The sequence below is a fragment of the Marinomonas aquimarina genome (assembly GCF_900089755.1).
GTDB lineage: Bacteria > Pseudomonadota > Gammaproteobacteria > Pseudomonadales > Marinomonadaceae > Marinomonas > Marinomonas aquimarina.
The window spans coordinates 22,176-45,185 of sequence record NZ_FLOC01000022.1 but is presented as its reverse complement, the minus strand read 5'-3'; the positions used below and the strand labels follow the sequence as shown (position 1 = coordinate 45,185).

Below are 23,010 nucleotides of genomic sequence, written 5' to 3'. Positions count from 1 at the left end.
CCGCATCATGCGGCCATTTTTATTCTTAGCGTCGTACTACCCTTAGAACTTCGCTGTCACACTCAACCAAACATTGCGTGCTTTCGCTTTCAGGTTGTAGTCATCGATGTAGTTCGATTCCCAGGTCGCACCACCGTCTTCGGTTGTGTAAACCGTTTGATAGCTGGTGAAGTCTTCATCCAATAAGTTGTTCACACGCGCATTAAAGGTAAAGGTGTCATTCAGCTCATACGCAGCGCCTAAGTGGAAAATGGTGTAGGCCTTGTAGTATTCAGGGTATTCAACATTTGAATCCCAGCCACGACCTGGGCTACCACGGTAACGCTTAGAGCGCATTTCCGCCGTTAGATACGTATTAAACTGCTCATTCACTTGCCAATCCAAGGTCGCATTCGCCATATGCTTAGCCGTGTCGTTTAATGGTTTCCCAGCATTAGAGCCAGACTTCTGCTCTGAGTCAGTGTAGGTATAGTTGGCACGCAACGACCAGGCCTCGTTAAAGCGGTAACGACCCGCCAGCTCAATCCCCTTAATATCAACACGATCGATATTGGTCTTTTGCGATAGGCTCGTCGCGCCCCAGGTATCACAAACATAAGCTAATTCGCCGGTCTGTGCGGCACAATCTAGGCCATCACCACGGGCAATCTTGTCTTTAAACTGGTTGCTAAAGATGGTGGCATTGAAGTTATGGCCTTCAGGGTGCTCAAAGTAAGCGGCGATTTCAGTATTGACACTGGTTTCAGGCTGAAGCTCCGGCGAGCCCACAAAAGGACGTGTTCCCTGACCACCAAAGCCAGTAATCCCTGGGAATAAGTCACTGGCTTTGGGCGCTTTATAGCCCGTGCTGACACCACCTTTAATGGTCCAAGCAGGATTCACACGCCAGTTCGCATAAGCACGAGGGCTAACATTACCACCAAAGACTTCATGATCATCGTAACGAAGACCACCTGTTAAGGTCACATCTTCAGTGATATCCCAGTTATCCTCGGCGAACAAAGACCATTGATTATGGGGTTGTACCTTACCCGCCTGTTGACCACCGCTGCTGTCCATGCCAAACACGCCGTCTTCCATTTCGGATTCCATGATCTGACCGCCGTATACCAATAGATGGTCACCGACTAGGCTGTCAAATTTAGCATCCAGAGTGGTTTGGCGGGTTTCCATGACACGCTGTGGTCGTGGCAGAAAGGTCGACTCAAGCTGATCTTCAATGCCATCTTTGACGCCGCCATTATCCGCAATCATTTGATCATAAAGCAGTTTCTCATCACCGGTTAACGGCAATGTACGGCCGTTATTGCTCGTCTCAATATGATGCAAGGTGATATCGCTGTTACCAAAGCCCCATTTGCCTTCATGGCGAATCGAGAATTGATCACGCACAAATTCTTGGTCTAGGGCATAACCAGAACGTGGTAGGCGATCGACACTGTCGGTGGTGCCAAGCGGGTTATTACCATCTTGTGGCGTGTTGTCGTATTCTTGGTTTGAGGTTTCGTAGTCGAAGGTAACCGTTTGGCGCTCATCGATCAGGTAATCCAGACGAAGCCCTAAGTTAGTGTTCTCGTTGTCTACGGTACGACCGCCACGACCATAGCCAAGTGAGCGATTATGCTCGACACCATTTGGGTCATAGTCGGCCGCGTATTGTGGGTTAGAGCCATCACGGTTATATAGGCTACCGCGGATGCCCAGACCTAGTTTGTCTTCGATAATAGGACCACTGAAAGCAAACTCGGTGGTGTCATCGTTGCCATAATCAGCGTTCGATTCAAAGGTACGGCTGTGCGTCACTGAGCCGGCCCATTCGCTGCCCACCTTCTTAGTAATGATGTTAATCACGCCACCCATAGCGTCGGCACCGTACAAGGTGGAAGCTGGGCCACGGATAATTTCAATACGCTCCACCATTTCCTTGGGTGGAATATGGTTGAATTGGTTACCACCAAAATTATTCGGGTACAGATCACCAATGTTATTTTGACGGCGGCCGTCGATTAAGATCAACGTATAGTCTGCCCCCATACCACGGATGCTCACACCACCTTGACCGGTTTTATCACGAGTTTCACCCACATCAACACCTTCGATATCCGATACTGCATCAAGCAACGTCATGTAAGGCTTTTTATCGAGGTCTTCTTTCGTGATGACCGACACACTCGCCGGTGCATCGGTCAATTTTTGCTCCACCCCTGCTGCCGATTCAACAGTAATGGTCGGTAAGGCAATGTCATTCGCCATGGTGTATCCGGAAGCCACAATCAAACTGATCGAAGCTGCTAGAGGGCGCAAACGCATCCGCAATCTCCTTAATTTTAACATTTATATTTCAAGGGGTTAGTAACTTAGTCGCGATCGTATAACTGGTCATGGTAGTTGCGTTTTTGAGCACAAATCGCAAGAACCAGTCATAGAGATGGCGTTAAAAATGCACAATTGCGGGAGATGATAGAGCATTTACAAAGATAATGAAAACAATTCTCATAATCTTTTGCATTATTTTTAGCTAATAGTATCAATATGGCTAATTAGCTGTCGTTTTGAGTCAGGTTGAAAGCAAAAAAAGCGGCTGTGTCGTTGCTACAACAGCCGCTTTGCATAGGTAGATGAGAGACTAACGCTTTAAGAAGGCTGAAGTAGCTTCTTAATCGCCGCGGCAATCTCTTCTGACGAGGAGTCGTGATACAGGTACTGCTTAATCTGGTTATCTTTACCAATCAAATAAACACGCGCACTGTGGCTCACGGTGTAGTTCTTTGCGTCACCTTCTTCGATGCGGTAAAAAGCACCGTACTGGCGTACCACTTGATCAATCTGCTCTTTTGTTCCCGTTAAACCGACGAAACTCGGATCAAAGAAACTCACGTATTGCTCTAAATGGTCGAAGGTATCACGCTCTGGATCAACACTCACGAAGATGGTTTTGACTTGGTTACGCAGCGCTTCTGGCAACTGCTTCAGACCTACTTTGACATTCGCTAGGGTCAACGGACACACGTCTGGACAATGGGTGTAGCCAAAGAACAGTAATTTGGCTTGGCCTTCAAAGTCGCTCAGCGATACCGCTCCGTTCGCACTTGATAGAGTGAAGTCCCCACCCACTTTGCTAGGGCTAGCATTCGAGCCCTCGGTTTTTTGTAAGGCTAGCAAGGTGCCTACGACCGCTAAGGTCAGCAACATGGCCAGCAATACAATCGGTTTTAATTTCATCTTTAATTCCTACGGTTGACTCATCAAAAATTCATACGTCACTGTCGACTCAGATCCATCACTGGGGGCTAACACGAGTCGCCACGCCATGTTTTGTGTGGTGCACATCGGGATCCGCAATTGCCCCTGATACTGATTGCTTTTAGCAGAAGCGGATAATGTCACAGGTGTGACTCCCATATACATATCCCGTCCTTCCAAACGCCCTTGCCAGGATGACGTTTGAGACAGTGATTCAGGCACTGTCAAGGTGAGCGTCAGCTCTTTATTGACCACAATAGGGCCAGAAAAGTTTAATGCCCACCCCTCATTCTCTTCACAAACACCTGTCGCTACCTCACAGGTTAGCGCGCTGGCGGTGAGCGAATGCTGATTTTGCCAAGCACTGTAAGCTAATACCCCAGCCAGCGCCGCCCCCAAGATAGCTACGCTCATCCAAGACGATTGTTTCACGCTTATTTCCTAAGCAACTAGATACAGGGCTATGATGCCACAGATGGCTAAATCTGTAATCTTTGCGCAACTGCTTTGTGCTTTTCTTGCCGTGCTTCTAAATTGCCTTGTACAATTCAAATATCTTTATTTTCCTGATTTAGGATGACTCTCATTGTTGCGTAATATACATGACGCTCTGACAAAGCTTGATCAGTGCATGAATCAAAGTGGCGATCTGTCCGCTGTTACCTTTCATCGTGGTGTAGAACGCGAAGCGCTACGTGTTTCACGGACGACTGGAAAAATCTCACAAGCGGCTCACCCTAAGGCCTTGGGGTCTGCCCTTACCCACCCATCGATTACCACCGACTATTCAGAAGCCTTGATGGAGTTTATCACCGGCGTACATGATTCCGTTGAGGGGGTGATCAGCGAATTACGTGATATCCATCTGATGACCAACCGCGTGCTGGACAATATGGATGAATGTCTTTGGCCTGGCAGCATGCCGTGTGCTTTAAAAGACAATGCCGAAGTGCCGATTGCTTACTATGGCGAATCCAATTCAGGCAAATTAAAACGTGTATACCGCGAAGGCCTCTCTAACCGTTACGGTCGCATCATGCAGTGTATTGCCGGTATGCACTACAACTTCTCATTCAGCGACAGCTTCTGGACTTTCCTAGCTGATTTCCGCGGTGCCGATATCAGCACCCCAGAAGCGCTGCAAGAGTTTAAGTCGCAACAGTACTTTGCCTTGATTCGTAATTTCCGTCGCAAGTCGTGGTTACTTTCATTGCTGTTCGGCGCGTCACCTGCCATTGATGTCAGTTTCTTACCTAAGAAGCCTGCAAAACTCGTTGCACTAGGCGACCACACTTGGGCTGGCACCAGCGCCACCTCGTTGCGTATGAGTGACATCGGCTACCAGAACAAGGCCCAAGACGGCCTGTTCGTGTGTTACAACGAAGTCGATACCTACATCAATACGATTAAGGGCGCCCTGCAAACACCTTATCCGGCGTATCAAAACATCGGTGTAAAAGTAGACGGTGAATACAAGCAGCTGAGCCACAACATTTTGCAAATCGAAAACGAATATTACAGCGATATTCGTCCAAAGCGTGTCACCGAGTCTGGTGAACATCCAAGTGCGGCACTGCAAAAGCGCGGTGTTGAATACATCGAAGTACGCATTATGGACCTGGACCCAACCTCACCGATTGGTATGAAGCCTGAGACCCTGTACTTCTTAGACACCTTCTTAATGTGCTGTATGTTACACAGTGACGATCGCCTAGGGGCGGACGAATGCCAGCAACTGCGCAAGACGCAACAGGAAATTGCCACCCATGGTCGCGATCTAGACGACCACTTTGATTTTGGCTTTGGCCCGCTGCCACTGCGTGACAAAGCGTCTGAACTGTTGACCCACATGGAAGAGATTGCCCAATTCCTAACAGAACAAACTGGCAACTTTGCCTACACCGACAGTTTGGCACTGCAGCGTAACAAGCTGGACAACCTAGATACGCTACCGGCGGCACAAGTGCTGAAACAATGTGAGCAATATGGCAGCTACCAAGAAGCCATGCTAGCGATTGGTAAAGCACAACAGCAAGCCTGGTTGGCACAAGAAGTCAGTCCAGAGCTAGAGCAACAATTCAAAGACTGGGCGGAGCAATCGATCGCCCAGCAGGCGGATATTGAAGCCAATGAAACTGTCGACTTTGATACCTTCTTAAAACACTACATGCAGCCACAGTAAGGCGGCTTAGAGTGAGCACAAAAAAGGGCTTCTGTATCAGAAGCCCTTTTTTTATATCGCGCGTTTTCGCTAACGGCTATAGATTCACAGGAATCTCATTCGGATTTTCCAGCTCTAGCCAGCCAGCCAGCTTGTTACGTAGCTCGTCCACACCGTCACCATTTAAGCCAGAGAAGGTTTGTGCTGAGGCATCTACACCACGAGCTTTCATCTCTTTCTTCACTTTTAGCATGGTCGACTGGGCTGGACCGCGTTTTAGCTTGTCCGACTTGGTCAGCAAAGCATGTACTTTAACGCCATTGGCTGCGGCCCACTCCAACATCATTTCATCGAACTCTTTCATTGGATGACGGATGTCCATGACTAATACAACCCCAACCAATGAGCGGCGGTTCATCAGATAGTCTTGCATGTGCGCCTGCCAGTTTTCCTTCATGGCAACAGGAACTTTGGCAAAACCGTAACCTGGCAAATCCACCAAGCGACGATCGTCTACACTCAGACCAAAGCAGTTAATCAACTGAGTTCGGCCCGGTGTTTTCGAAGTACGTGCCAGCTTGCGCTGGTTAGCCAATGTGTTTAGCGAGGTAGATTTACCTGCGTTTGAGCGTCCCGCAAACGCCACTTCAAGACCTTGGTCAAGTGGACATTGGGACAGTTTTTCAGCACTTTTAATAAAATAAGCTGATTGAAAGATTGGGTCGAATGGCGTCATAGATTGATATCAGTCAATGAGAAATTGTATCGCGTTATAAGTTTTTGCACAGTTGTATATAATGCGAGCCATTCTGCTTACTGGCTCAATGTGGCTGTGCCCTAATTCATACTGGTAAGCATAACAGAAAACGAAACATCTTTATGCCAGAAATGAGATGTTCATTATCTTCGGCTTAAGCACATCAGAGGCAGCGAATGAAAAAAGTTCTTATCGGTTTGTTAGTAACAGTCGGAGCAACCTCCGTTGCGATCGCTGAAGGCAACCCTGACGCAGGTAAACCGCTCACCGCCGTGTGTAGTGCCTGTCACGGAGCCGATGGCAACAGCTTGGCACCGACTTGGCCAAAGCTAGCAGGCCAAAACGAGTCATACCTACTAAAACAAATGAATGATATTAAGTCTGGGGCACGCCCAGTGGCTCAGATGGCTGGCCTATTAGACGGCTTATCCGATCAAAATATGGCCGACATCGCCGCTTACTTCGCCAGCCAAAGTGTGGTTGTGGGCCAAGCGGATGCAGATTTGGTGGCGGCGGGTGAAAGCCTATACCGTGATGGCAACCCAGCGACAGGTGTGCCAGCTTGTATGTCATGTCACGGCCCTGCTGGTAAAGGTCTAAACTCGGCACGCTTCCCACAATTGAGCGGTCAACATGCCGACTATACAGCTTCTCAGTTGAAACTGTTCCAGTCTGGTGAGCGTAACAATGATGCGGCGAAAATCATGCAGAACATCGCATTTAAAATGAACGAGCGCGAAATCCAAGCGGTTTCAAGCTACATTCAAGGCCTATACTAGCCTCCAGCTTTGCGTATTCTTGATACAAAATCCTCCTTCACGGGGGATTTTTGCTGTAGGGACAAGGTAAACTTGCTCGACTATACGAACTTTTTGTAAGTTTAAGCATCCTATAGGAATTATCCCCCTGTGGATGTTATTGTCTCACCACTCTAGGAGCATTACATGAAAAAGCTGCTTACGGCATTATTTGTCACCTTGCTACTACCGATCACCAGTGCTTGGGCACAGGATTACAGTGACGGTAATGGTTACACTACTATTAGTAATCCGGTTCGTACCGCTGACCCGAGCAAAATCGAAGTGGTTGAAATCTTCTGGTATGGTTGCCCACATTGCTACGCGCTAGAGCCGTTTACACAAGCTTGGAAAAAGAACCTAGCGGACGACGTCGACTTTAAATACCTGCCTGCGGTATTTGGCCGTAACTGGTTAGCCCATGCCAAAGCGTTCCATGTGGCGGATATCTTAGGGGTTGAAGAACAGCTGCACTCAGACATGTTCAATGCCATTCACCAAGACCGTAAGCGCATGACCAGCGAAGACGAATTGGCAGAGTTTTTCACCCAATACGGTGTGTCTGAGGACGAGTTTACAAAACAATACAACTCTTTCGCCGTAAATAGCCGACTATCACAAGCAGATGCTAAAATAAGAGCCTACGGCGCCCGTGGTGTACCTGGCTTGATTGTTAACGGAAAATACCTTGTCACGGCAGCAACCGCAGGTGGCAACGATAACATTTACTCAGTGGTTGATTACTTGATCGAGCAAGAGCGCCAAGCGAGTAAATAGCAATGATATAGGATGTATTAATGGACCCAGTTCAGGACAAAGCAGTTGAAAGTTTACTTAAGGCCATCTCACGTATCAGTATGCTGGCTGAAGGTAATGATCCTGAACTGGATACCACTTTGCAAAGCGTGCGCGCTAACCTTGGCCGTTCACAAAGCACCGAAGTCCTCAATGCGTCTCTGCAAACCCTCGAACCACTGGTTTTAAAGTACGACGAAGAGCGCTTGGCGCGTGCGCAATCCTTTCGCAGTCAGTTATTAGAACTGATTGACATGAGCGATGACCTGCCCGACGCGCAGATGTCACCGCAGGCGAAAAAAGCCTTTGAAGCGGAAATCCGCAAGCACTGGCAGTCTTCCTCAAAATGGCCTGAGCTGCTAGGGCAAGCCGTACAACTGCTCCATGGTGCCCTCAAGACGCCCAGCAAAACCACTAAAAACAACTCCATCATCGGCCGTTTGTTTCGCCGCAAGAATGACCACATTCCGGCTTCAGCAAGCAACGTAGAGATCATGACCCATGTGAGTCATACTCTAGCCGCCTTGCTGACCAACATTACGCTCCCAGATATCTATCGTGATCAGCTGGTGGACATAAAGAACGCCCTAACCGCGAGCAACAACATTAACCACTTGCCTGCGCTACTAGACGAAGTCATTACCCTTATCATGGTCGCGGTCGGCAAGACTCAAGAAGATCTAACGCTCTATCTCAGTCAGCTCAATCAGCAACTGGCGAGCATTAATGCCTCACTGGTGGCTAACTATAAAGCGCAACGCTCCATTACCAGTCACCGTAAAGAGTTTGGTGACACCTTCCAAAATCACGTCAACAGCACCAAAAGTGATGTGCATAACGCCACCGACTTAAATGCGCTGAAACAGCTGATTAATGATCGTATGCACACCATTACGGAAGCCATGTCGCTGTTCCAAGACAAGATGCAGGAGCAAGAAAAGCAAGCGGCCCAATCCATTACTCACCTTAAGAACAAGGTCAATCGCATGGAGCAAGATGCCTCGCACTTACGCTCCAGCATGCAAGAAAAGATTGCCCAGGCCTTGTCCGACGCACTGACGGGATTACCTAATCGCGCCGCCTATCAGGATGCCATTTTCCCACTGTTAACCTCGGCGGCGAAAAACCAACACGCGCTGTGCATTGCCGTGTGTGATGTGGACTACTTTAAGAAGATCAACGACACATGGGGCCACTTGGCGGGTGACAAAGTGCTACGCCTAGTACCACGTCAAATCCAAAGTGTGTTGAAGAAAGAGCATCTAGTCTTTCGCTATGGTGGCGAAGAATTCGTGGTGATCTTTCCTATGACCTCTTTAGAACAAGCCTACGAGCACTGCCAGAACATTCGCAAAGTAGTCGAAAGCACGCCTTTCAATATGAATGGCGACCCCGTTTCCATCACTATTTCCATTGGTGTGAGCCTGTTTAATGGTAAAGAGAGCCATGATGAACTCTTTAGCCGCGCGGATAAAAACCTCTATCAAGCCAAAGAGCAAGGTCGGAATAAAGTAATTCGCGACAATTAACATGCTTTATCGTGCAACCGAGATAGAGACACGGTTACAATAGCCCTTATTGCCGATTTTATTATTCGCCTCCCTAAAGGTGTATTAGGAACGAGATTTTATGCAAGACAAAGACAACACCACCCATTTTGGTTTTAAAGAAATCCCGACTGATCAGAAAGTAGACGCGGTTGCGCAAGTCTTCCACTCTGTCGCAGCAAAGTACGACATCATGAACGATTTGATGTCCGGTGGCATCCACCGTCTTTGGAAACGTCACACCATTAGCCAATCTGGCGTGCGTGCGGGACAAAAGGTACTCGACATCGCGGGTGGTACTGGTGATTTAACAGCGAAATTCTCACGCCTAGTGGGCCAATCTGGCCAAGTGATTCTCGCTGACATCAACGACTCTATGCTAAAAGTCGGTCGTGACAAGCTGGCTAATATGGGCGTAGTGGGGAACGTACAATGCGTGCAAGCCAACGCTGAGGAACTGCCCTTCCCAGATAACACCTTTGACTGCATTACCATTGCCTTTGGTCTGCGTAACGTCACCGACAAGTCTAAAGCGCTTGCGTCGATGCAACGCGTTCTGAAACCCGGTGGCCGTCTGTTGGTATTGGAGTTCTCCAAGCCGGAAACGGAATGCCTAAGCACGATTTACGATCAGTACTCTTTCCGTCTATTGCCTTTTATGGGCAAGATCATTGCCAACGACTCAGAGAGCTACCGCTACCTAGCGGAGTCCATCCGTATGCACCCAGATCAGGAAACGCTGAAGGGCATGATGGAAGAAGTCGGCTTTGAACGTGTCACTTACCAAAATATGACTGGCGGCATTGTCGCTCTTCACAAGGGATTTAAGTTTTAGTCATGTGGAAAAGCGCCACTCGTTTTCTGCGGATCGTAACCACAGTGTTACGATACCGCCTCGACACCTTTATTCCGATTCATTTACTGCCTTGGTACCTAAAATACACCGTCGGAGCACTGCTCTCGATTGGCAGAAAAAAAGCTGAGCGTAATCGTGGTGAGCGCTTACGCCTAGCACTGGAATCGCTCGGTCCCATTTTTGTCAAATTTGGGCAAATCCTATCAACACGTCGCGACTTATTGCCCGATGACATTGCCGACCAACTGGCACGTCTGCAAGACCGTGTACCGGCATTTCCAGGTGATGTGGCCTGCAAGATCATCGAAAAAGAACTTGGCGCAAACGTGGAAGACATCTTCCAAGAATTCGATCGTACGCCATTGGCTTCTGCCTCCATTGCCCAAGTGCACACGGCAACGCTGAAGAGCGGTGAAAGTGTGGTGGTAAAAGTCATCCGCCCAAATATCGAAAAGACTATTCGCCAAGACATCAAGCTGCTGTACATGTTGGCCCACTTCGTTGCCAAGGCCAGCGCCGACGGTCGACGCCTGCGCCCTGTAGAAGTGGTACAAGACTACGAGTACACCATTCTTGATGAATTGGATCTGGCCAAAGAAGCGGCTAATACTGGCTTATTGCAACGCAACTTCACCGACTCTGACCTGCTCTATGTGCCGCAGATTTATTGGGATTACAGCCGTCGCAATGTGATGGTGATGGAGCGTATTTCTGGCATCCCGGTGGCCGACATTCCGGCTCTGCGTCGTCAGAATGTCAATATGAAAGTGCTGGCGGAGCGTGGTGTTGAGATCTTCTTTACACAGGTGTTCTCACACAGTTTCTTCCATGCGGACATGCACCCTGGCAACATCTTCGTTGACCCATCGAATCCAGAGCGCCCGAAATACATCGCCATCGACTGCGCCATCATGGGCAGCCTAGATGAAGCCGACAAGAACTACTTGGCACGCAACCTACTGGCTTTCTTTAAGCGTGATTACCGCATGGTGGCGGAGTTACACGTAGAAAGTGGTTGGGTGCCAAAAGGGACGCCGGTACATGCTTTTGAATCTGCGATTCGCAGTGTCTGTGAACCCATGTTTGCTAAGCCATTGAAAGAGATTTCCTTTGGCCAAGTACTGCTCGGCTTATTCCAAACCGCACGTCGCTTCAACATGGAAGTGCAGCCACAGCTGGTGCTGCTTGAGAAAACGTTACTTAACATCGAAGGCTTAGGCCGTCAGCTGTACCCAGATTTAGACCTTTGGGTCACGGCGAAACCCTTCCTTGAGCGCTGGATGAACGAACAAGTAGGCCCACGTCGCCTATTTGATGAAGTGAAAAAGCAAGCCCCAGACTGGGCCGCCCATTTACCGCAGATTCCAAACCTAGTGTTCTCCACCATGACGCACCTGTCACAACAGGAAGCGCGCATGCGAGAACAAACCGAAGCAATGGATCATCTACGCAAAGAAATGCGCCGCTCACGTCGCAATATGCCCTTTAAACTCCTTGGTTTACTGGCCATGGGCGCAGCGTGGATTACTACCGATAACATTGCGCTAGCGCATCTTGCTGAGGCGGATATATTGAGCTTGGCTCTGTTTCTGGGCGGCATTTACCTGCTAGTATTAAAACCGTAACATTTGAGAGACTATAATGAATATTGATGTTTTGGCACAACTTGCCACTACGTTAGAAGAACGCAAAGCTGCTTCCGCTGACTCCTCTTATGTAGCAAGCCTACATGCAAAAGGCCTCAATAAAATCCTTGAGAAAGTTGGCGAGGAAAGCGTCGAAACCATTATTGCGGCGAAAGACGCCGTTGTATCGGGTGATAAACAAGACGTTATCTACGAAACTGCAGACCTTTGGTTCCATACACTTGTGATGCTGTCTCATCTAGACTTGGGTCCACAGGACATTATCGATGAGCTAGCACGCCGTTTTAATTTGTCTGGCTTAGAAGAAAAAGCCAACCGCAACAAGTAGGAGTACCACAAATGGGTGGCATCAGTATTTGGCAATTATTAATCGTCCTAGCAATCCTAATTTTGATCTTTGGTACAAAGAAGTTGAAAGGATTAGGCTCTGACTTAGGCGGCGCTGTGAAGGGCTTTAAAGAAGCCGTGAACAACGACGAAGAAGAAGAGAAAAAGGATGGCCAAAATCAAACTAAGGCGATCCAAGACGATCAGAAAAAAGACGACAAGAGCGCTTAATCCGTGTTCGACATCGGCTTTTCAGAATTACTGGTTGTTTTCGTTGTCGGCCTAATCATCTTAGGTCCCGAGCGCTTGCCTATGGCAGCGAAAACAGCCGGTTTATGGATTCGTAAAATTCGTCGTAGTATCCAGTCTGTTCAGCGCGAAATCAACGCACAGCTTGATCAAGAAGAGCTACAGCGCTCAATCAAAGAAACCAATGAGCGCATCATGCGTGAAACAGCCAAGTTTGAGCAGGATGCTCAAGCACAGCCCACTCCTAAGCCACAGCCAGAAGCCCAAAGCGCTTCGACTGCGACGAATGAGTCCGCTGAAGCAACGGTTGCTCAACCACAGACAACTACCCCGAAAGCTAACGAAGACGCACAATCTCGAGCTTAATCTGCATTGGGAACGCCCAACATGAGTCACGAAGAATCTTCTCAAGCGCCACTGGTGACACACCTCGTTGAGCTGCGTAACCGCCTACTAAAATCGGTATTGATCGTTTTAGTATTGTTTGGTGGCCTTTACTCATTAGCCAATGAGTTATACCTGTTTATTTCCGAGCCCTTGCGCGCACTGCTTCCAGAAGGCAGCTCATTGATCGCGACCGAAGTGGCCTCGCCCTTTATGGCGCCATTGAAACTGACCTTTGCCTTAGCGGTATTAGTGGCCGTACCTTACATTCTCTATCAAGCTTGGTCGTTTATTGCCCCAGCCTTGTATAAAGAAGAGAAGAGCATTGCCATCCCACTGCTGATTTCCAGTGTCATTCTGTTTTACTGCGGCATTGCGTTTGCCTACTTTGTGGTACTGCCATTGATCTTTGGCTTCTTTACCTCAGTAGGTCCTGGCGAAGTGGCCGTCATGACCGACATTAACAACTACTTGGATTTCGTGCTCAAGCTGTTCTTTGCCTTTGGCGTAACCTTTGAAATCCCTGTGGCGACTTACCTGCTGATTAAAGCCGGAGTGACCACAGTCGCCAGCTTATCTAAGAAACGCCCGTATGTGTTCCTAGGCTGCTTTGTAGTCGGCATGTTGATCACACCACCTGATATCTTCTCGCAGACACTATTAGCGATCCCAATGTGGTTGCTGTTTGAGTTAGGTTTGCTGGCTGGTCGTAGCGTGCCAGTCGAGGAAGAAGACGAAGAAGAAACTGAGGCGAGTAAGGCCTCGTAAGCCTGTTTGGCAAAAGCAGCTATCTCGCCGCTCAAACGGGCCATCCATGGCCCCATTTCGATCAAGCAATCATCCTGATTGCAGCTTGATAGCTTTGCTTTTGCCTTAGACCTCAATAGTACGAGCGGGTTGTACCCCGCGATACAGCCTTTCTTTCCCCGGACAAAGCCGGGTCGTACGAGCGAGTTGTCCCCCGCGATAAAGCCTTTGCTTCCCCGGACAAAGCCGGGTCGTACGAGCGGGTTGCACCCCGCGATACAGCCTTTCTTTCCCCAGACGAAACCGGGTCGTACGAGCGAGTTGTCCCCCGCGATAAAGCCTTTGCTTCCCCGGACAAAGCCGGGTCGTACGAGCGGGTTGCACCCCGCGATACAGCCTTTCTTTCCCCGGACGAAACCGGATCGTACGAGCGAGTTGTCCCCCTCGATAAAGCCTTTGCTTCCCCGAACGGAGTCGGGTCGTACGAGCGAGTTGTCCCCCGCGATAAAGCCTTTGCTTCCCCGGACGGAGCCGAGTCGTGTTAGTCCAACATAAAGGTCACTGGGCCATCGTTGGTAAATTGAATCTTCATATCCGCACCAAACTGCCCTGTTGCGACCTTGTCATATTGCGCGCGCACTTTCGCAACAAAGTCATTAAATAGGCGCTCACCTTCAGCAGGCTCTGCGGCATAGGAAAAGCCAGGACGCAGGCCTTTTTTCGTCTCTGCCGCCAAAGTGAACTGAGACACCAGCAATACACCACCGCCCACTTGTTGCACGTTGAGATTCATCTTGCCGTCTGCATCGGTGAACATGCGGTACTTTAAAAGCTTATCGGCAAGGCGCTGCGTATCCGCTTCCGTATCCCCACGTTCGATGCCTACTAATACCATTTGCCCATGATCAATGGCACCCACCACTTCACCGTCCACTTCAACTTTAGCGGCTAATGAACGCTGTACTAAGACTTTCATCTGTTTACTCCTATTACTTCAAGCGCAGACTGTTCTACACAAATCGCAGGCAAAATAAAAGCGCCCTAAGGCGCTTTCATTCCGCTCAAGACCTTGCGGTCTATTTGCTGCTGCTCGATAACGTATTAGCGACCTGCGCGTTTACGCTCGTTCTCAGTCAACAATTTCTTACGTAGACGGATGCTTTCTGGCGTTACTTCTACCAATTCATCGTCTTCGATAAACTCAAGCGCTTGCTCAAGTGTGTGGCGAACAGGTGGTGTTAGCGTCAACGCTTCGTCCGTACCAGAAGCACGTACGTTCGTTAGCTGTTTCGCTTTCGTCGGGTTAACCGTTAGGTCGTTAGCACGTGAGTGCAGACCGATGATTTGACCTTCGTATACTTCTTCACCGTGACCTTTAAATAGGCGACCACGATCTTGAAGGTTGAATAGACCGTAAGACAATGTCTTACCTTTCACCATACTGATCAATACACCGTTTTGACGACCAGACATGTCACCTTCTTTCACTGGACCGTAGTGATCGAAGATAGAAGTCATGATACCTGAACCAGACGTCAGCGTTAGGAACAGACCACGGAAACCGATCAAGCCACGAGAAGGCACCATGAACTCAAGACGTACACGGCCTTTACCATCTGGCTCCATGTTCGTTAGCTCAGCTTTACGTAGGCCAAGCTCTTCCATGATTGCACCTTGGTGCTGCTCTTCGACGTCAATAACCACTTGCTCGTAAGGTTCTTGGATAACGCCGTCGATCTCTTTCTGAACTACTTCAGGACGAGACACACCTAGCTCAAAACCTTCACGACGCATGTTCTCGATCAATACCGACAAGTGAAGCTCACCACGGCCTGATACGATAAATTTGTCTGGAGAATCACCTTGAACAACACGTAGTGCTACGTTGTGGATCAACTCTTGATCTAGACGGTCTTTGATATTACGTGACGTAACAAATTTACCTTCTTTACCAGCAAACGGTGAATCATTCACAAGGAAGGTCATGCTTACTGTTGGCTCATCAACCGTCAATGCTGGTAGCGCTTCAACACAGTCTGGGTTACACAGTGTGTCAGAGATACTTAGACCATCGATACCAGTGATACATACGATATCACCCGCTGCCGCTTGCTCAGTGTCTACACGCTGTAGGCCATGGTAGCCCTTCACATTTAGGACTTTACCTTTACGCTCTTTACCATCACGTGATTTAACTACCACTTGTTGGTTTGGAGACAGGGTACCACGCGTGATACGGCCGATACCGATAACGCCTACGTAGCTATCGTAGTCCAATGCAGAAACCTGCATTTGGAACGGTGCTTCTGGGTCAACTTCTGGCACAGGCACGTTGTCTACGATCATTTGGTATAGAGGTTCCATGCTGTCCTCTAGCGCTTCTGGATCGTTACCAGACAAGCCGTTCAATGCTGAAGCGTAGATAACAGGGAAGTCTAGCTGCTCTTCTGTCGCACCAAGAGAGTCAAATAGGTCAAATACCTGATCCATTACCCAATCAGGACGTGAGCCTGGACGGTCGATCTTGTTGATAACAACGATTGGTTTTAGGCCACGCTCGAATGCTTTAGAAGTTACGAAGCGAGTTTGTGGCATTGGGCCATCAACCGCGTCAACCAATAGCAAAACAGAGTCAACCATCGACATTACACGCTCTACTTCACCACCGAAGTCGGCGTGCCCAGGTGTGTCCACGATGTTGATGCGGTAATCATTCCACTTAATAGCGGTGTTTTTCGCTAGGATGGTGATACCACGCTCTTTTTCTTGGTCATTTGAGTCCATGATACGCTCTGAACCCATTTCTTTACGGTCCAGTGTACCTGACTGACTTAGAAGCTGGTCAACCAGCGTTGTTTTACCATGGTCAACGTGCGCGATGATCGCGACGTTACGTAACTTACTGATATCAATAGACATTAATATTTCTCTGCATTATGCGACAGGGAATGAGGGGGATCGAAACTAAGCGGGAACGGTGCGCTTAAAATCAGTTTCGTTCTTCATTCGGAGTAAAATTCGCGCAATTGTACCCTTATCTTTATGAACTTCCTATGAAGTTCCCGAAAAAATACAAAAAAAGTATCTGCGCAAACTTTAACCGATCCGTATGGGATTAATTTTTAGGACGTGTCACCTGACGCCAGAATTGCTGGGCAAGGCCTTCCATTTTTTCCGACAAATCATATAACTCATCACAAGCGCCTGAGTTATCGCGACACTTCTCAACGATGCCTGCGGTGACAGTGACTGCGTTAGCGATTCGTTGATTAATCTGCATCGCTGCGGCGCTTTGCTGGTTCATCGCCGCCGCCGTCTGCATCGCGTTTTGGTGGATCTGATCCAAACCTTCACGCACTTCAGTGACCGCATGCTCAACACTGATGGACTCTTCGTGAGTACGCTCTACTGCCGTGACGGCTGAAGCCATTTTCTCACACGCTGCAAAGGAGCCCAGCTGCACACGCTCAATGGCCCCGATAATGGCTTCGGTGGACTTATAAGTACGTGTCGCAAGGCTACGTACTTCATCAGCGACCACAGCAAAACCACGACCCTGCTCTCCTGCACGGGCTGCTTCGATGGCGGCATTTAAGGCCAACAAATTGGTTTGCTCAGCCACTTCTTGAATCACACCGACCACCGAGCTGATGGCTTCACTGTCTGCATGCAGGCGCTCTAATTCATCATTGGCTTGGTTGATGTGCGCGCGCACCGCATCCATCGCTTCGCGAGCTGTGCTAATCGCCTGCTGACCATTACTCATGGTCGCAAAAGCGGCTTCGGTCACCGTCGTACCATCCTGTGTGGCTTGTGCCACTTCTTCAACCGCGGCCACCATATCGTCTGTAGCCTGCTCAATCGAGCTAAAATCCTTCGACAGTTCGTCTAACGCGCGCTCGCTGGCCAACACACTGGCACACACCTCGTTTTGTTTTTCTCTTAATAACAGAGAGAAATTGGTGATACGACCGACCACCGCTGCGGTCTCTCCACGCAGGCGCGTCAAGGCAAGACGAATAAAGCCGGCTTCATCGGTACGCCCGGTGTACACATAGGCTGCCAAATTGGAGTCCGAGACATTTTTAGCTCGCTGAATGGCCAAGTTTAAAGGCTGATAACACCACCACAATAGTGCCAGTAGGAAAGTGAAACACACGGCATTGGCGCCCCACAGCAAGCCCCCATCCAATTGGCTGGCCATCACGTTTGAAGCAACAAAATAACTAATCAGCGCTAATACACAACGTATAGGGAAACTGAGCAGCGGCTTTTTAGGCAGCTTTTTACTTGGCTCAGAGCCGCTATTGAGGGCTTGATAAAGGTTTTCCGCACGCTGCTGAACGGCTTGGCTGGGCGCACGTCGCACCGATTGATACTCCACCACCTTATCATCCACCACCACCGGGCTAGCGTAAGCATCGACCCAATAGTAGCCACCGTCTTTGCAACGGTTTTTCACCACTCCCATCCAAGATTGCTTGGCTTGTAAGTGTTGCCACATATCGGCAAAAGCCGCCTTGGGCATATCTGGGTGACGAATGATGTTGTGATACTGATTCAGCACCTCTTCGGAGTCGAAGCCACTGATGCTTTCAAACTCTTTATTGACGTATGTGATAGTACTGTCAGGGGTGGTAATCGATAAAATGTTGGATTCTTTATCTAACTTTCGCTCTGTTCCTTGCTGCTGAAATGACATATCCCTACCCACTATCAAGCAAAAAATAAGGACTACGAGTGTATCCTGAGAGTAAAGCGCGACCATGACTAAAATCATAATGAGTGCATTTAACTCATACAATTTGCTGACCTACACGAACGGTTAATAATTTTGCGCTATATGAACGCTGCCGCGAAGAAGGGTTCGATGGGGAATTAGGGGGGTGTTCAGAAAAGCAGGGGTAAACTCTAAACGAGGATAAAAAGCGCACCGCTGAGTGTGCGCTTTTTTGGTGCATCGAAATATTACGGCAGGTACACACCGACGTTTTCATTGCCTTTCGACATCAAGTGCGAAGCGTGAATACGGCTCATCACCCCTTTGCCACAGTACAGCAAGTAGGTCGCCTCTTGATCCAAGCTCGACCATTTATTGCCTAGGGTGAAGAATGGGATATTGATTACCTGGCGGCCTGACACTTTGACTGGATTACGCTCCACCTCATCAGGATGGCGAATATCAATGATGATTTCATCGCCTACTGGCATGCGTACAATCGGTACTTCACCCTGGTATTGCTGGTTCACATCCTCAATTACGTCTTGGATCGACATGACGCGGGCGTTGTTCACGGCATTATCTAGCACTTCGAAGTTAAATTTGCCTTCTTCGCGTTCAACACGGTGCATTTTGGCACGAGTTGTCGGCTTCACCGAAATCACGCCACAGAACTCAGGCATGCTCGCGGCAAACGGTGCTGTACCAATTTCTTTCGCTTTATCAATGATTTCCTGCTTGTTCATGGTCACAAGCGGACGAATCACCAATTCATCCGTCACTTGATCGATGACTTTTAGGTTCACTAGGGTTTGGCTTGATACCTGGGCAATACTCTCGCCAGTCACCAGTGCTTTGGCACTCACCCCTTCCATCACTCGAGATGCGGCGCGCAGCATCATGCGCTTCAAGATAACACCCATTTCAGCGTTATCGACGTTATTTAGGATCTCACCGACCACATCTTCAAACGGGATAGTGATAAATTTTACACCCAAGTTAGAACCGTATTTGTCCCATAGGAAATGAGAGACCTGCTTCACGCCAATCTCATGGGCATCGCCCCCTAGGTTGAAGAAACAGAAGTGTGTTTTCAGACCACGGCTCATGGTCATAAACGAACTTACTGTCGAGTCATAACCACCTGAAATCAAAGATAAAACCGCATCTTGAGAACCTAACGGGTATCCCCCTAGACCTTCAATACGCTGTTCGATGATCCACACGCGGTCATCGCGAATATCAATCGGCACCAACACTTCAGGGGCTTTCAAACGCACCGCTAACGCACCAGAGCGGGCTTTCAAGGTCCCACCAATATGACGCTCCGCATCCACCGATGTGAACGGGTGTTGCCCCACACGCTTCACACGCACGGCAAAAACAGAGTCTTTCAACACATCGCCATAAGAAACCAGCGCTTCTTCCACAATGCCATCTAAGTCCGTTAGCGGGAACTCGCGCACATATTGAAAATGTGCGATACCTGTAATGTTACGCAATGACTCGATAAAGGCTTCACGTTGCTCATCTAGATCTGACAGGATTTCAATAAAATCCCAGTTTCCGGCAACCGTCACATTTTCATCATGGTCACGTAATACGTGGCGGATATTTTGACGAAGCTGTTTCACAAATGCTTTTCGCACTGGACGGCTTTTAATGGTGATTTCTGGAAAGAATTTAACGATAAATTTCATTGGGTGTGTGTTTTTCGTACAGAGTGACTTGAGGGCGCACAGTATAAAGCATACAGCGCTGAAACCAACCCCAAATTAGTGCACCAAAATCATACATTGCACTATCTCGGTGCACCATATTGGTTCAAACTCTTATTAAATAAGGGTCAATTAAGTGCAAGCATTAATGCCCACACGAAAGACAGAACCATAACTTATTGAAATTCAATGATTTTAAAATACGCCCAAAATTCTGGCACAGCTTGTGCTTTACATTTTGGCAATTACGCTTCATCTTGAAGCAACATTGAATTCTGAAAGAAATTTCGTTTAGACAACACTGGAGAACAAATATGTCAAACAAGACACTTGGTTTGATCGCTGAGCACGACGTACGTTGGGTTGACCTTCGCTTCACAGACTTCAAAGGTAAAGAGCAGCACGTTACTATTCCTGCTTCTGAAGTAGATGAAGAATTCTTCGAAAACGGTCAAATGTTTGACGGTTCTTCTATCTCTGGTTGGAAAGGCATCAACGAGTCTGACATGATCATGTTGCCAGACGACGAAGCTTCTATCATGGACCCATTCACTGAAGAAGCGACTGTAATCGTTCGTTGTAACATCATCGAGCCTTCTACAATGCAAGGTTACGACCGTGACCCACGTTCTGTCGCACTACGCGCTGAAGAATTCCTAAAATCTACTGGTCTAGGTGACACTGCGTTCTTCGGTCCTGAGCCAGAATTCTTCATCTTCGACGACGTTAAATGGCACGCAGACATGTCTGGCTGTGGCGTTGAAATCAACTCTGAAGAAGCAGCTTGGTCTTCTAACAAATCTTTCGAAGGCGGTAACACGGGTCACCGTCCACGTGTTAAAGGCGGTTACTTCCCTGTACCACCAGTTGATTCTCACCACGAAATCCGTGCTGCTATGTGTAACGCAATGGAAGCAATGGGTCTTTCTGTTGAAGTACACCACCACGAAGTATCAACTGCTGGTCAGAACGAAATCGGTGTTAAATTCAACACACTAGTTAAGAAAGCCGACGAAGTTCAAGTACTTAAGTACTGTGTACACAACGTTGCTCACCTATACGGTAAAACTGCGACATTCATGCCTAAGCCAATCGTTGGTGACAACGGTACTGGTATGCACGTTCACCAATCTTTCTGGAAAGAAGGCGAAAACCAATTCGCTGGTGATCAGTACGCTGGCCTATCTGAAATGGCGCTTTACTACATCGGTGGTATCATCAAGCACGCTAAAGCATTGAACGCGTTCACAAACGCTTCAACTAACTCTTACAAGCGTCTTGTACCAGGCTTCGAAGCACCAGTTATGCTTGCTTACTCTGCACGTAACCGTTCTGCTTCTATCCGTATTCCATACGTTTCTTCTCCAAAAGGTAAGCGTATCGAAGCTCGTTTCCCTGATCCAACCGCTAACCCATACCTATCATTCGCAGCAATGCTAATGGCTGGTATCGACGGTATCAAAAACAAGATTCACCCTGGCGATGCTGCAGACAAAGACCTTTACGATCTTCCACCAGAAGAAGGTAAATTGATCCCGACTGTTGCAAGCAGCCTAGAAGAAGCTCTTTCTTGCCTAGATGCTGACCGTTCTTTCCTAACAGAAGGCGGCGTATTCTCTGACGACATGATCGATGCTTACATCGAGCTTAAACAAGCTGATGTTGAAAAAGTAAACATGACAACTCACCCAATCGAGTTCGATCTTTACTACAGCTGCTAATCAGCAAGTCGCTTAAACGCACACGAAAGCCCCGACCTATGTTGGGGCTTTTTTTTGCCTCATTATTAAGCAACAAAAACATTACGCACCATTTTGACGCACTTATTTGCTATAACTTACTAATAAGGCTAGATAAATAAAGGGTTTGCACTTTGCCCAATGTTGGTTCGTATTTTGCAATAACTCTAAACATAAAAGCGATATAGCCATATTACTGCTCCGAAATGGCGCGTACATGGCACCCAATTTAAAATTCCAAGAGGCACTTCTGGTGTACAGCTTACTGATCGATCACTTATCAACTGCCGTACTGCAGCTTAATCGAGAACTCTGTATTGAGTACCTCAACCCTTCTGCAGAGATGATGCTTGAGGTCAGCCGCCGACGCATCTACGGTCAGGATTTAGCGTCCGCCTTCAACGAAGACGATGCCAGTCGCAGCGCCCTATTGGCTGCGATTGAATCCGGTCATGCCTTTACCAAGCGTGAAGCCGAGATCACCCTCACTACCGGCAAGACGCTGCTGTGTGACTACAACGTCACGCCAGTCATGGGGGCACTCAATAACACCGACAGCCTGTTGATCGAATTACATCCACGCGACCGCATGAAGCGTATCTCGCAAGAGGATGAGCTCATCGCCAACCACCAAACCAGCAAAGAACTGATTCGTGGCTTAGCCCATGAAATTAAGAACCCACTAGGGGGCATTCGTGGTGCCGCTCAGCTGATCAGCCGCGTGTTTGATGATGAAGGGCTAAAAGACTACACCCAGGTCATTATTGAAGAATCAGATCGTCTACGTGATTTGGTCGACCGCCTCTTAGGCCCGCGTCAATTGCCACAGTATCAAGCACTCAATATCCACCGTGTCATTGAGCGTGTAAACCAACTGATCTCTGTGGAATCAGAGGGCCAAATCACTCTGGTACGGGATTATGACCCCAGTATCCCAGACATCATTGGCGATGAATCACAGTTAATTCAGTCTGTTCTCAATGTCATGCGCAACGCTATGCAGGCCTTGATTAATCAAACAGACAACGATCACAAACAGATCACGATTTCCACACGAACCCTACGCCAATTCACTATTGGTGCTAAGCGCCACCGCTTAGTGTGCCGACTCAGCATTGTTGATAACGGCCCAGGGATTCCAGAAAACATTATGAAAACGCTGTTCTACCCCATGGTCAGCGGACGCCCAGATGGCACCGGTTTAGGGCTTTCAATTGCCCAGTCCGTGATTCATCAGCATAACGGCATTATTGAATGCAACAGCCAACCAGAGCGTACAGAATTTAATATCCTGATTCCGATTGAAACATCGGTGACGGGCTAG

The 23,010-nt window shown here is 48.4% G+C and carries 20 protein-coding genes; 12 read left to right on the top strand and 8 right to left on the bottom strand.

The annotated features are described in order from the left end of the window. Positions 1-42 precede the first annotated feature (42 nt). From MAQ5080_RS15785 to MAQ5080_RS15775, 3 genes are all read right to left on the bottom strand, one after another. A complete protein-coding gene (locus MAQ5080_RS15785) occupies positions 43-2,310 on the bottom strand; it encodes a TonB-dependent receptor domain-containing protein (protein ID WP_067212749.1) in 2,268 nt (755 codons plus the stop codon). A gap of 324 nt (positions 2,311-2,634) precedes the next feature. Then, positions 2,635-3,222: an SCO family protein gene (locus MAQ5080_RS15780; protein WP_067212753.1), complete on the bottom strand. Its 588-nt coding sequence runs from the start codon at positions 3,220-3,222 to the stop codon at positions 2,635-2,637. Positions 3,223-3,231: 9 nt separating this feature from the next. Next, positions 3,232-3,675, bottom strand: coding sequence for a hypothetical protein (locus MAQ5080_RS15775; RefSeq protein ID WP_156496597.1), 444 nt, complete (start codon positions 3,673-3,675; stop codon positions 3,232-3,234). A 199-nt stretch (positions 3,676-3,874) separates the two neighbouring features. Between MAQ5080_RS15775 and gshA the strand changes: the two genes are divergently transcribed. Beyond that, the gene (gene gshA / locus MAQ5080_RS15770) at positions 3,875-5,425 is read left to right on the top strand and encodes a glutamate--cysteine ligase (RefSeq protein ID WP_067212759.1); all 1,551 of its coding nucleotides are present in this window, start codon (positions 3,875-3,877) and stop codon (positions 5,423-5,425) included. Positions 5,426-5,501: 76 nt separating this feature from the next. Here the strand turns inward: gshA and yihA are convergent, their stop codons facing one another. Then, positions 5,502-6,140 carry a ribosome biogenesis GTP-binding protein YihA/YsxC gene (gene yihA, locus MAQ5080_RS15765; RefSeq protein WP_067212762.1) on the bottom strand — a complete coding sequence of 213 codons (639 nt, stop codon included), beginning with the start codon at positions 6,138-6,140 and terminating at the stop codon, positions 5,502-5,504. 197 nt (positions 6,141-6,337) lie between these two features. On the opposite strand from yihA, the gene MAQ5080_RS15760 reads away from it, so the two are divergent. From MAQ5080_RS15760 to tatC, 9 genes are all read left to right on the top strand, one after another. Beyond that, positions 6,338-6,940 (top strand): c-type cytochrome, encoded by a 603-nt coding sequence (locus MAQ5080_RS15760; protein ID WP_067212765.1) that lies wholly within the window; start codon positions 6,338-6,340, stop codon positions 6,938-6,940. 165 nt (positions 6,941-7,105) lie between these two features. Beyond that, the gene (locus MAQ5080_RS15755; protein ID WP_067212769.1) at positions 7,106-7,735 is read left to right on the top strand and encodes a thiol:disulfide interchange protein DsbA/DsbL; all 630 of its coding nucleotides are present in this window, start codon (positions 7,106-7,108) and stop codon (positions 7,733-7,735) included. A 20-nt stretch (positions 7,736-7,755) separates the two neighbouring features. Beyond that, on the top strand, positions 7,756-9,282 hold the full coding sequence (locus tag MAQ5080_RS15750; RefSeq protein ID WP_067212772.1) for a GGDEF domain-containing protein: 1,527 nt from the start codon (positions 7,756-7,758) through the stop codon (positions 9,280-9,282). Between the two features lie 100 nt (positions 9,283-9,382). Continuing rightward, positions 9,383-10,135: a bifunctional demethylmenaquinone methyltransferase/2-methoxy-6-polyprenyl-1,4-benzoquinol methylase UbiE gene (gene ubiE, locus MAQ5080_RS15745; protein ID WP_067212773.1), complete on the top strand. Its 753-nt coding sequence runs from the start codon at positions 9,383-9,385 to the stop codon at positions 10,133-10,135. 2 nt (positions 10,136-10,137) lie between these two features. After that, entirely contained in the window at positions 10,138-11,781 is a 1,644-nt protein-coding gene (ubiB, locus tag MAQ5080_RS15740; protein ID WP_067212775.1) for a ubiquinone biosynthesis regulatory protein kinase UbiB, read from the top strand. A 16-nt stretch (positions 11,782-11,797) separates the two neighbouring features. Continuing rightward, the gene (locus tag MAQ5080_RS15735) at positions 11,798-12,130 is read left to right on the top strand and encodes a phosphoribosyl-ATP diphosphatase (protein WP_067212777.1); all 333 of its coding nucleotides are present in this window, start codon (positions 11,798-11,800) and stop codon (positions 12,128-12,130) included. 11 nt (positions 12,131-12,141) lie between these two features. Then, positions 12,142-12,360, top strand: coding sequence for a Sec-independent protein translocase subunit TatA (gene tatA / locus MAQ5080_RS15730; RefSeq protein WP_067212778.1), 219 nt, complete (start codon positions 12,142-12,144; stop codon positions 12,358-12,360). Between the two features lie 3 nt (positions 12,361-12,363). After that, a complete protein-coding gene (tatB, locus tag MAQ5080_RS15725) occupies positions 12,364-12,744 on the top strand; it encodes a Sec-independent protein translocase protein TatB (protein ID WP_067212781.1) in 381 nt (126 codons plus the stop codon). A 21-nt stretch (positions 12,745-12,765) separates the two neighbouring features. Further along, positions 12,766-13,530, top strand: coding sequence for a twin-arginine translocase subunit TatC (tatC, locus tag MAQ5080_RS15720; protein WP_067212783.1), 765 nt, complete (start codon positions 12,766-12,768; stop codon positions 13,528-13,530). A 520-nt stretch (positions 13,531-14,050) separates the two neighbouring features. Here tatC and dtd read toward each other — a convergent pair. The 4 genes from dtd to thiI form a co-directional block, all read right to left on the bottom strand. After that, positions 14,051-14,485 (bottom strand): D-aminoacyl-tRNA deacylase, encoded by a 435-nt coding sequence (gene dtd / locus MAQ5080_RS15715; RefSeq protein WP_067212785.1) that lies wholly within the window; start codon positions 14,483-14,485, stop codon positions 14,051-14,053. A gap of 125 nt (positions 14,486-14,610) precedes the next feature. After that, positions 14,611-16,428, bottom strand: coding sequence for a translational GTPase TypA (gene typA / locus MAQ5080_RS15710; RefSeq protein ID WP_067212788.1), 1,818 nt, complete (start codon positions 16,426-16,428; stop codon positions 14,611-14,613). Positions 16,429-16,624: 196 nt separating this feature from the next. After that, positions 16,625-18,211 (bottom strand): methyl-accepting chemotaxis protein, encoded by a 1,587-nt coding sequence (locus tag MAQ5080_RS15705; protein ID WP_067212791.1) that lies wholly within the window; start codon positions 18,209-18,211, stop codon positions 16,625-16,627. Positions 18,212-18,477: 266 nt separating this feature from the next. Then, positions 18,478-19,929: a tRNA uracil 4-sulfurtransferase ThiI gene (thiI, locus tag MAQ5080_RS15700; RefSeq protein WP_067212794.1), complete on the bottom strand. Its 1,452-nt coding sequence runs from the start codon at positions 19,927-19,929 to the stop codon at positions 18,478-18,480. A gap of 332 nt (positions 19,930-20,261) precedes the next feature. On the opposite strand from thiI, the gene glnA reads away from it, so the two are divergent. Beyond that, on the top strand, positions 20,262-21,668 hold the full coding sequence (glnA, locus tag MAQ5080_RS15695; protein WP_067212798.1) for a glutamate--ammonia ligase: 1,407 nt from the start codon (positions 20,262-20,264) through the stop codon (positions 21,666-21,668). Between the two features lie 235 nt (positions 21,669-21,903). Beyond that, the gene (gene glnL, locus MAQ5080_RS15690; protein WP_067212801.1) at positions 21,904-23,010 is read left to right on the top strand and encodes a nitrogen regulation protein NR(II); all 1,107 of its coding nucleotides are present in this window, start codon (positions 21,904-21,906) and stop codon (positions 23,008-23,010) included.

Bases quoted from the DNA above. Each gene is read 5' to 3' on its own strand.
- MAQ5080_RS15785 (WP_067212749.1), bottom strand. From the start codon at position 2,310: ATGCGTTTGCGCCCTCTAGCAGCTTCGATCAGTTTGATTGTGGCTTCC.
- MAQ5080_RS15780 (WP_067212753.1), bottom strand. From the start codon at position 3,222: ATGAAATTAAAACCGATTGTATTGCTGGCCATGTTGCTGACCTTAGCG.
- gshA (WP_067212759.1), top strand. From the start codon at position 3,875: ATGAATCAAAGTGGCGATCTGTCCGCTGTTACCTTTCATCGTGGTGTA.
- yihA (WP_067212762.1), bottom strand. From the start codon at position 6,140: ATGACGCCATTCGACCCAATCTTTCAATCAGCTTATTTTATTAAAAGT.
- MAQ5080_RS15760 (WP_067212765.1), top strand. From the start codon at position 6,338: ATGAAAAAAGTTCTTATCGGTTTGTTAGTAACAGTCGGAGCAACCTCC.
- MAQ5080_RS15755 (WP_067212769.1), top strand. From the start codon at position 7,106: ATGAAAAAGCTGCTTACGGCATTATTTGTCACCTTGCTACTACCGATC.
- MAQ5080_RS15750 (WP_067212772.1), top strand. From the start codon at position 7,756: ATGGACCCAGTTCAGGACAAAGCAGTTGAAAGTTTACTTAAGGCCATC.
- ubiE (WP_067212773.1), top strand. From the start codon at position 9,383: ATGCAAGACAAAGACAACACCACCCATTTTGGTTTTAAAGAAATCCCG.
- ubiB (WP_067212775.1), top strand. From the start codon at position 10,138: ATGTGGAAAAGCGCCACTCGTTTTCTGCGGATCGTAACCACAGTGTTA.
- MAQ5080_RS15735 (WP_067212777.1), top strand. From the start codon at position 11,798: ATGAATATTGATGTTTTGGCACAACTTGCCACTACGTTAGAAGAACGC.
- tatA (WP_067212778.1), top strand. From the start codon at position 12,142: ATGGGTGGCATCAGTATTTGGCAATTATTAATCGTCCTAGCAATCCTA.
- tatC (WP_067212783.1), top strand. From the start codon at position 12,766: ATGAGTCACGAAGAATCTTCTCAAGCGCCACTGGTGACACACCTCGTT.
- dtd (WP_067212785.1), bottom strand. From the start codon at position 14,485: ATGAAAGTCTTAGTACAGCGTTCATTAGCCGCTAAAGTTGAAGTGGAC.
- typA (WP_067212788.1), bottom strand. From the start codon at position 16,428: ATGTCTATTGATATCAGTAAGTTACGTAACGTCGCGATCATCGCGCAC.
- MAQ5080_RS15705 (WP_067212791.1), bottom strand. From the start codon at position 18,211: ATGTCATTTCAGCAGCAAGGAACAGAGCGAAAGTTAGATAAAGAATCC.
- thiI (WP_067212794.1), bottom strand. From the start codon at position 19,929: ATGAAATTTATCGTTAAATTCTTTCCAGAAATCACCATTAAAAGCCGT.
- glnA (WP_067212798.1), top strand. From the start codon at position 20,262: ATGTCAAACAAGACACTTGGTTTGATCGCTGAGCACGACGTACGTTGG.
- glnL (WP_067212801.1), top strand. From the start codon at position 21,904: ATGGCACCCAATTTAAAATTCCAAGAGGCACTTCTGGTGTACAGCTTA.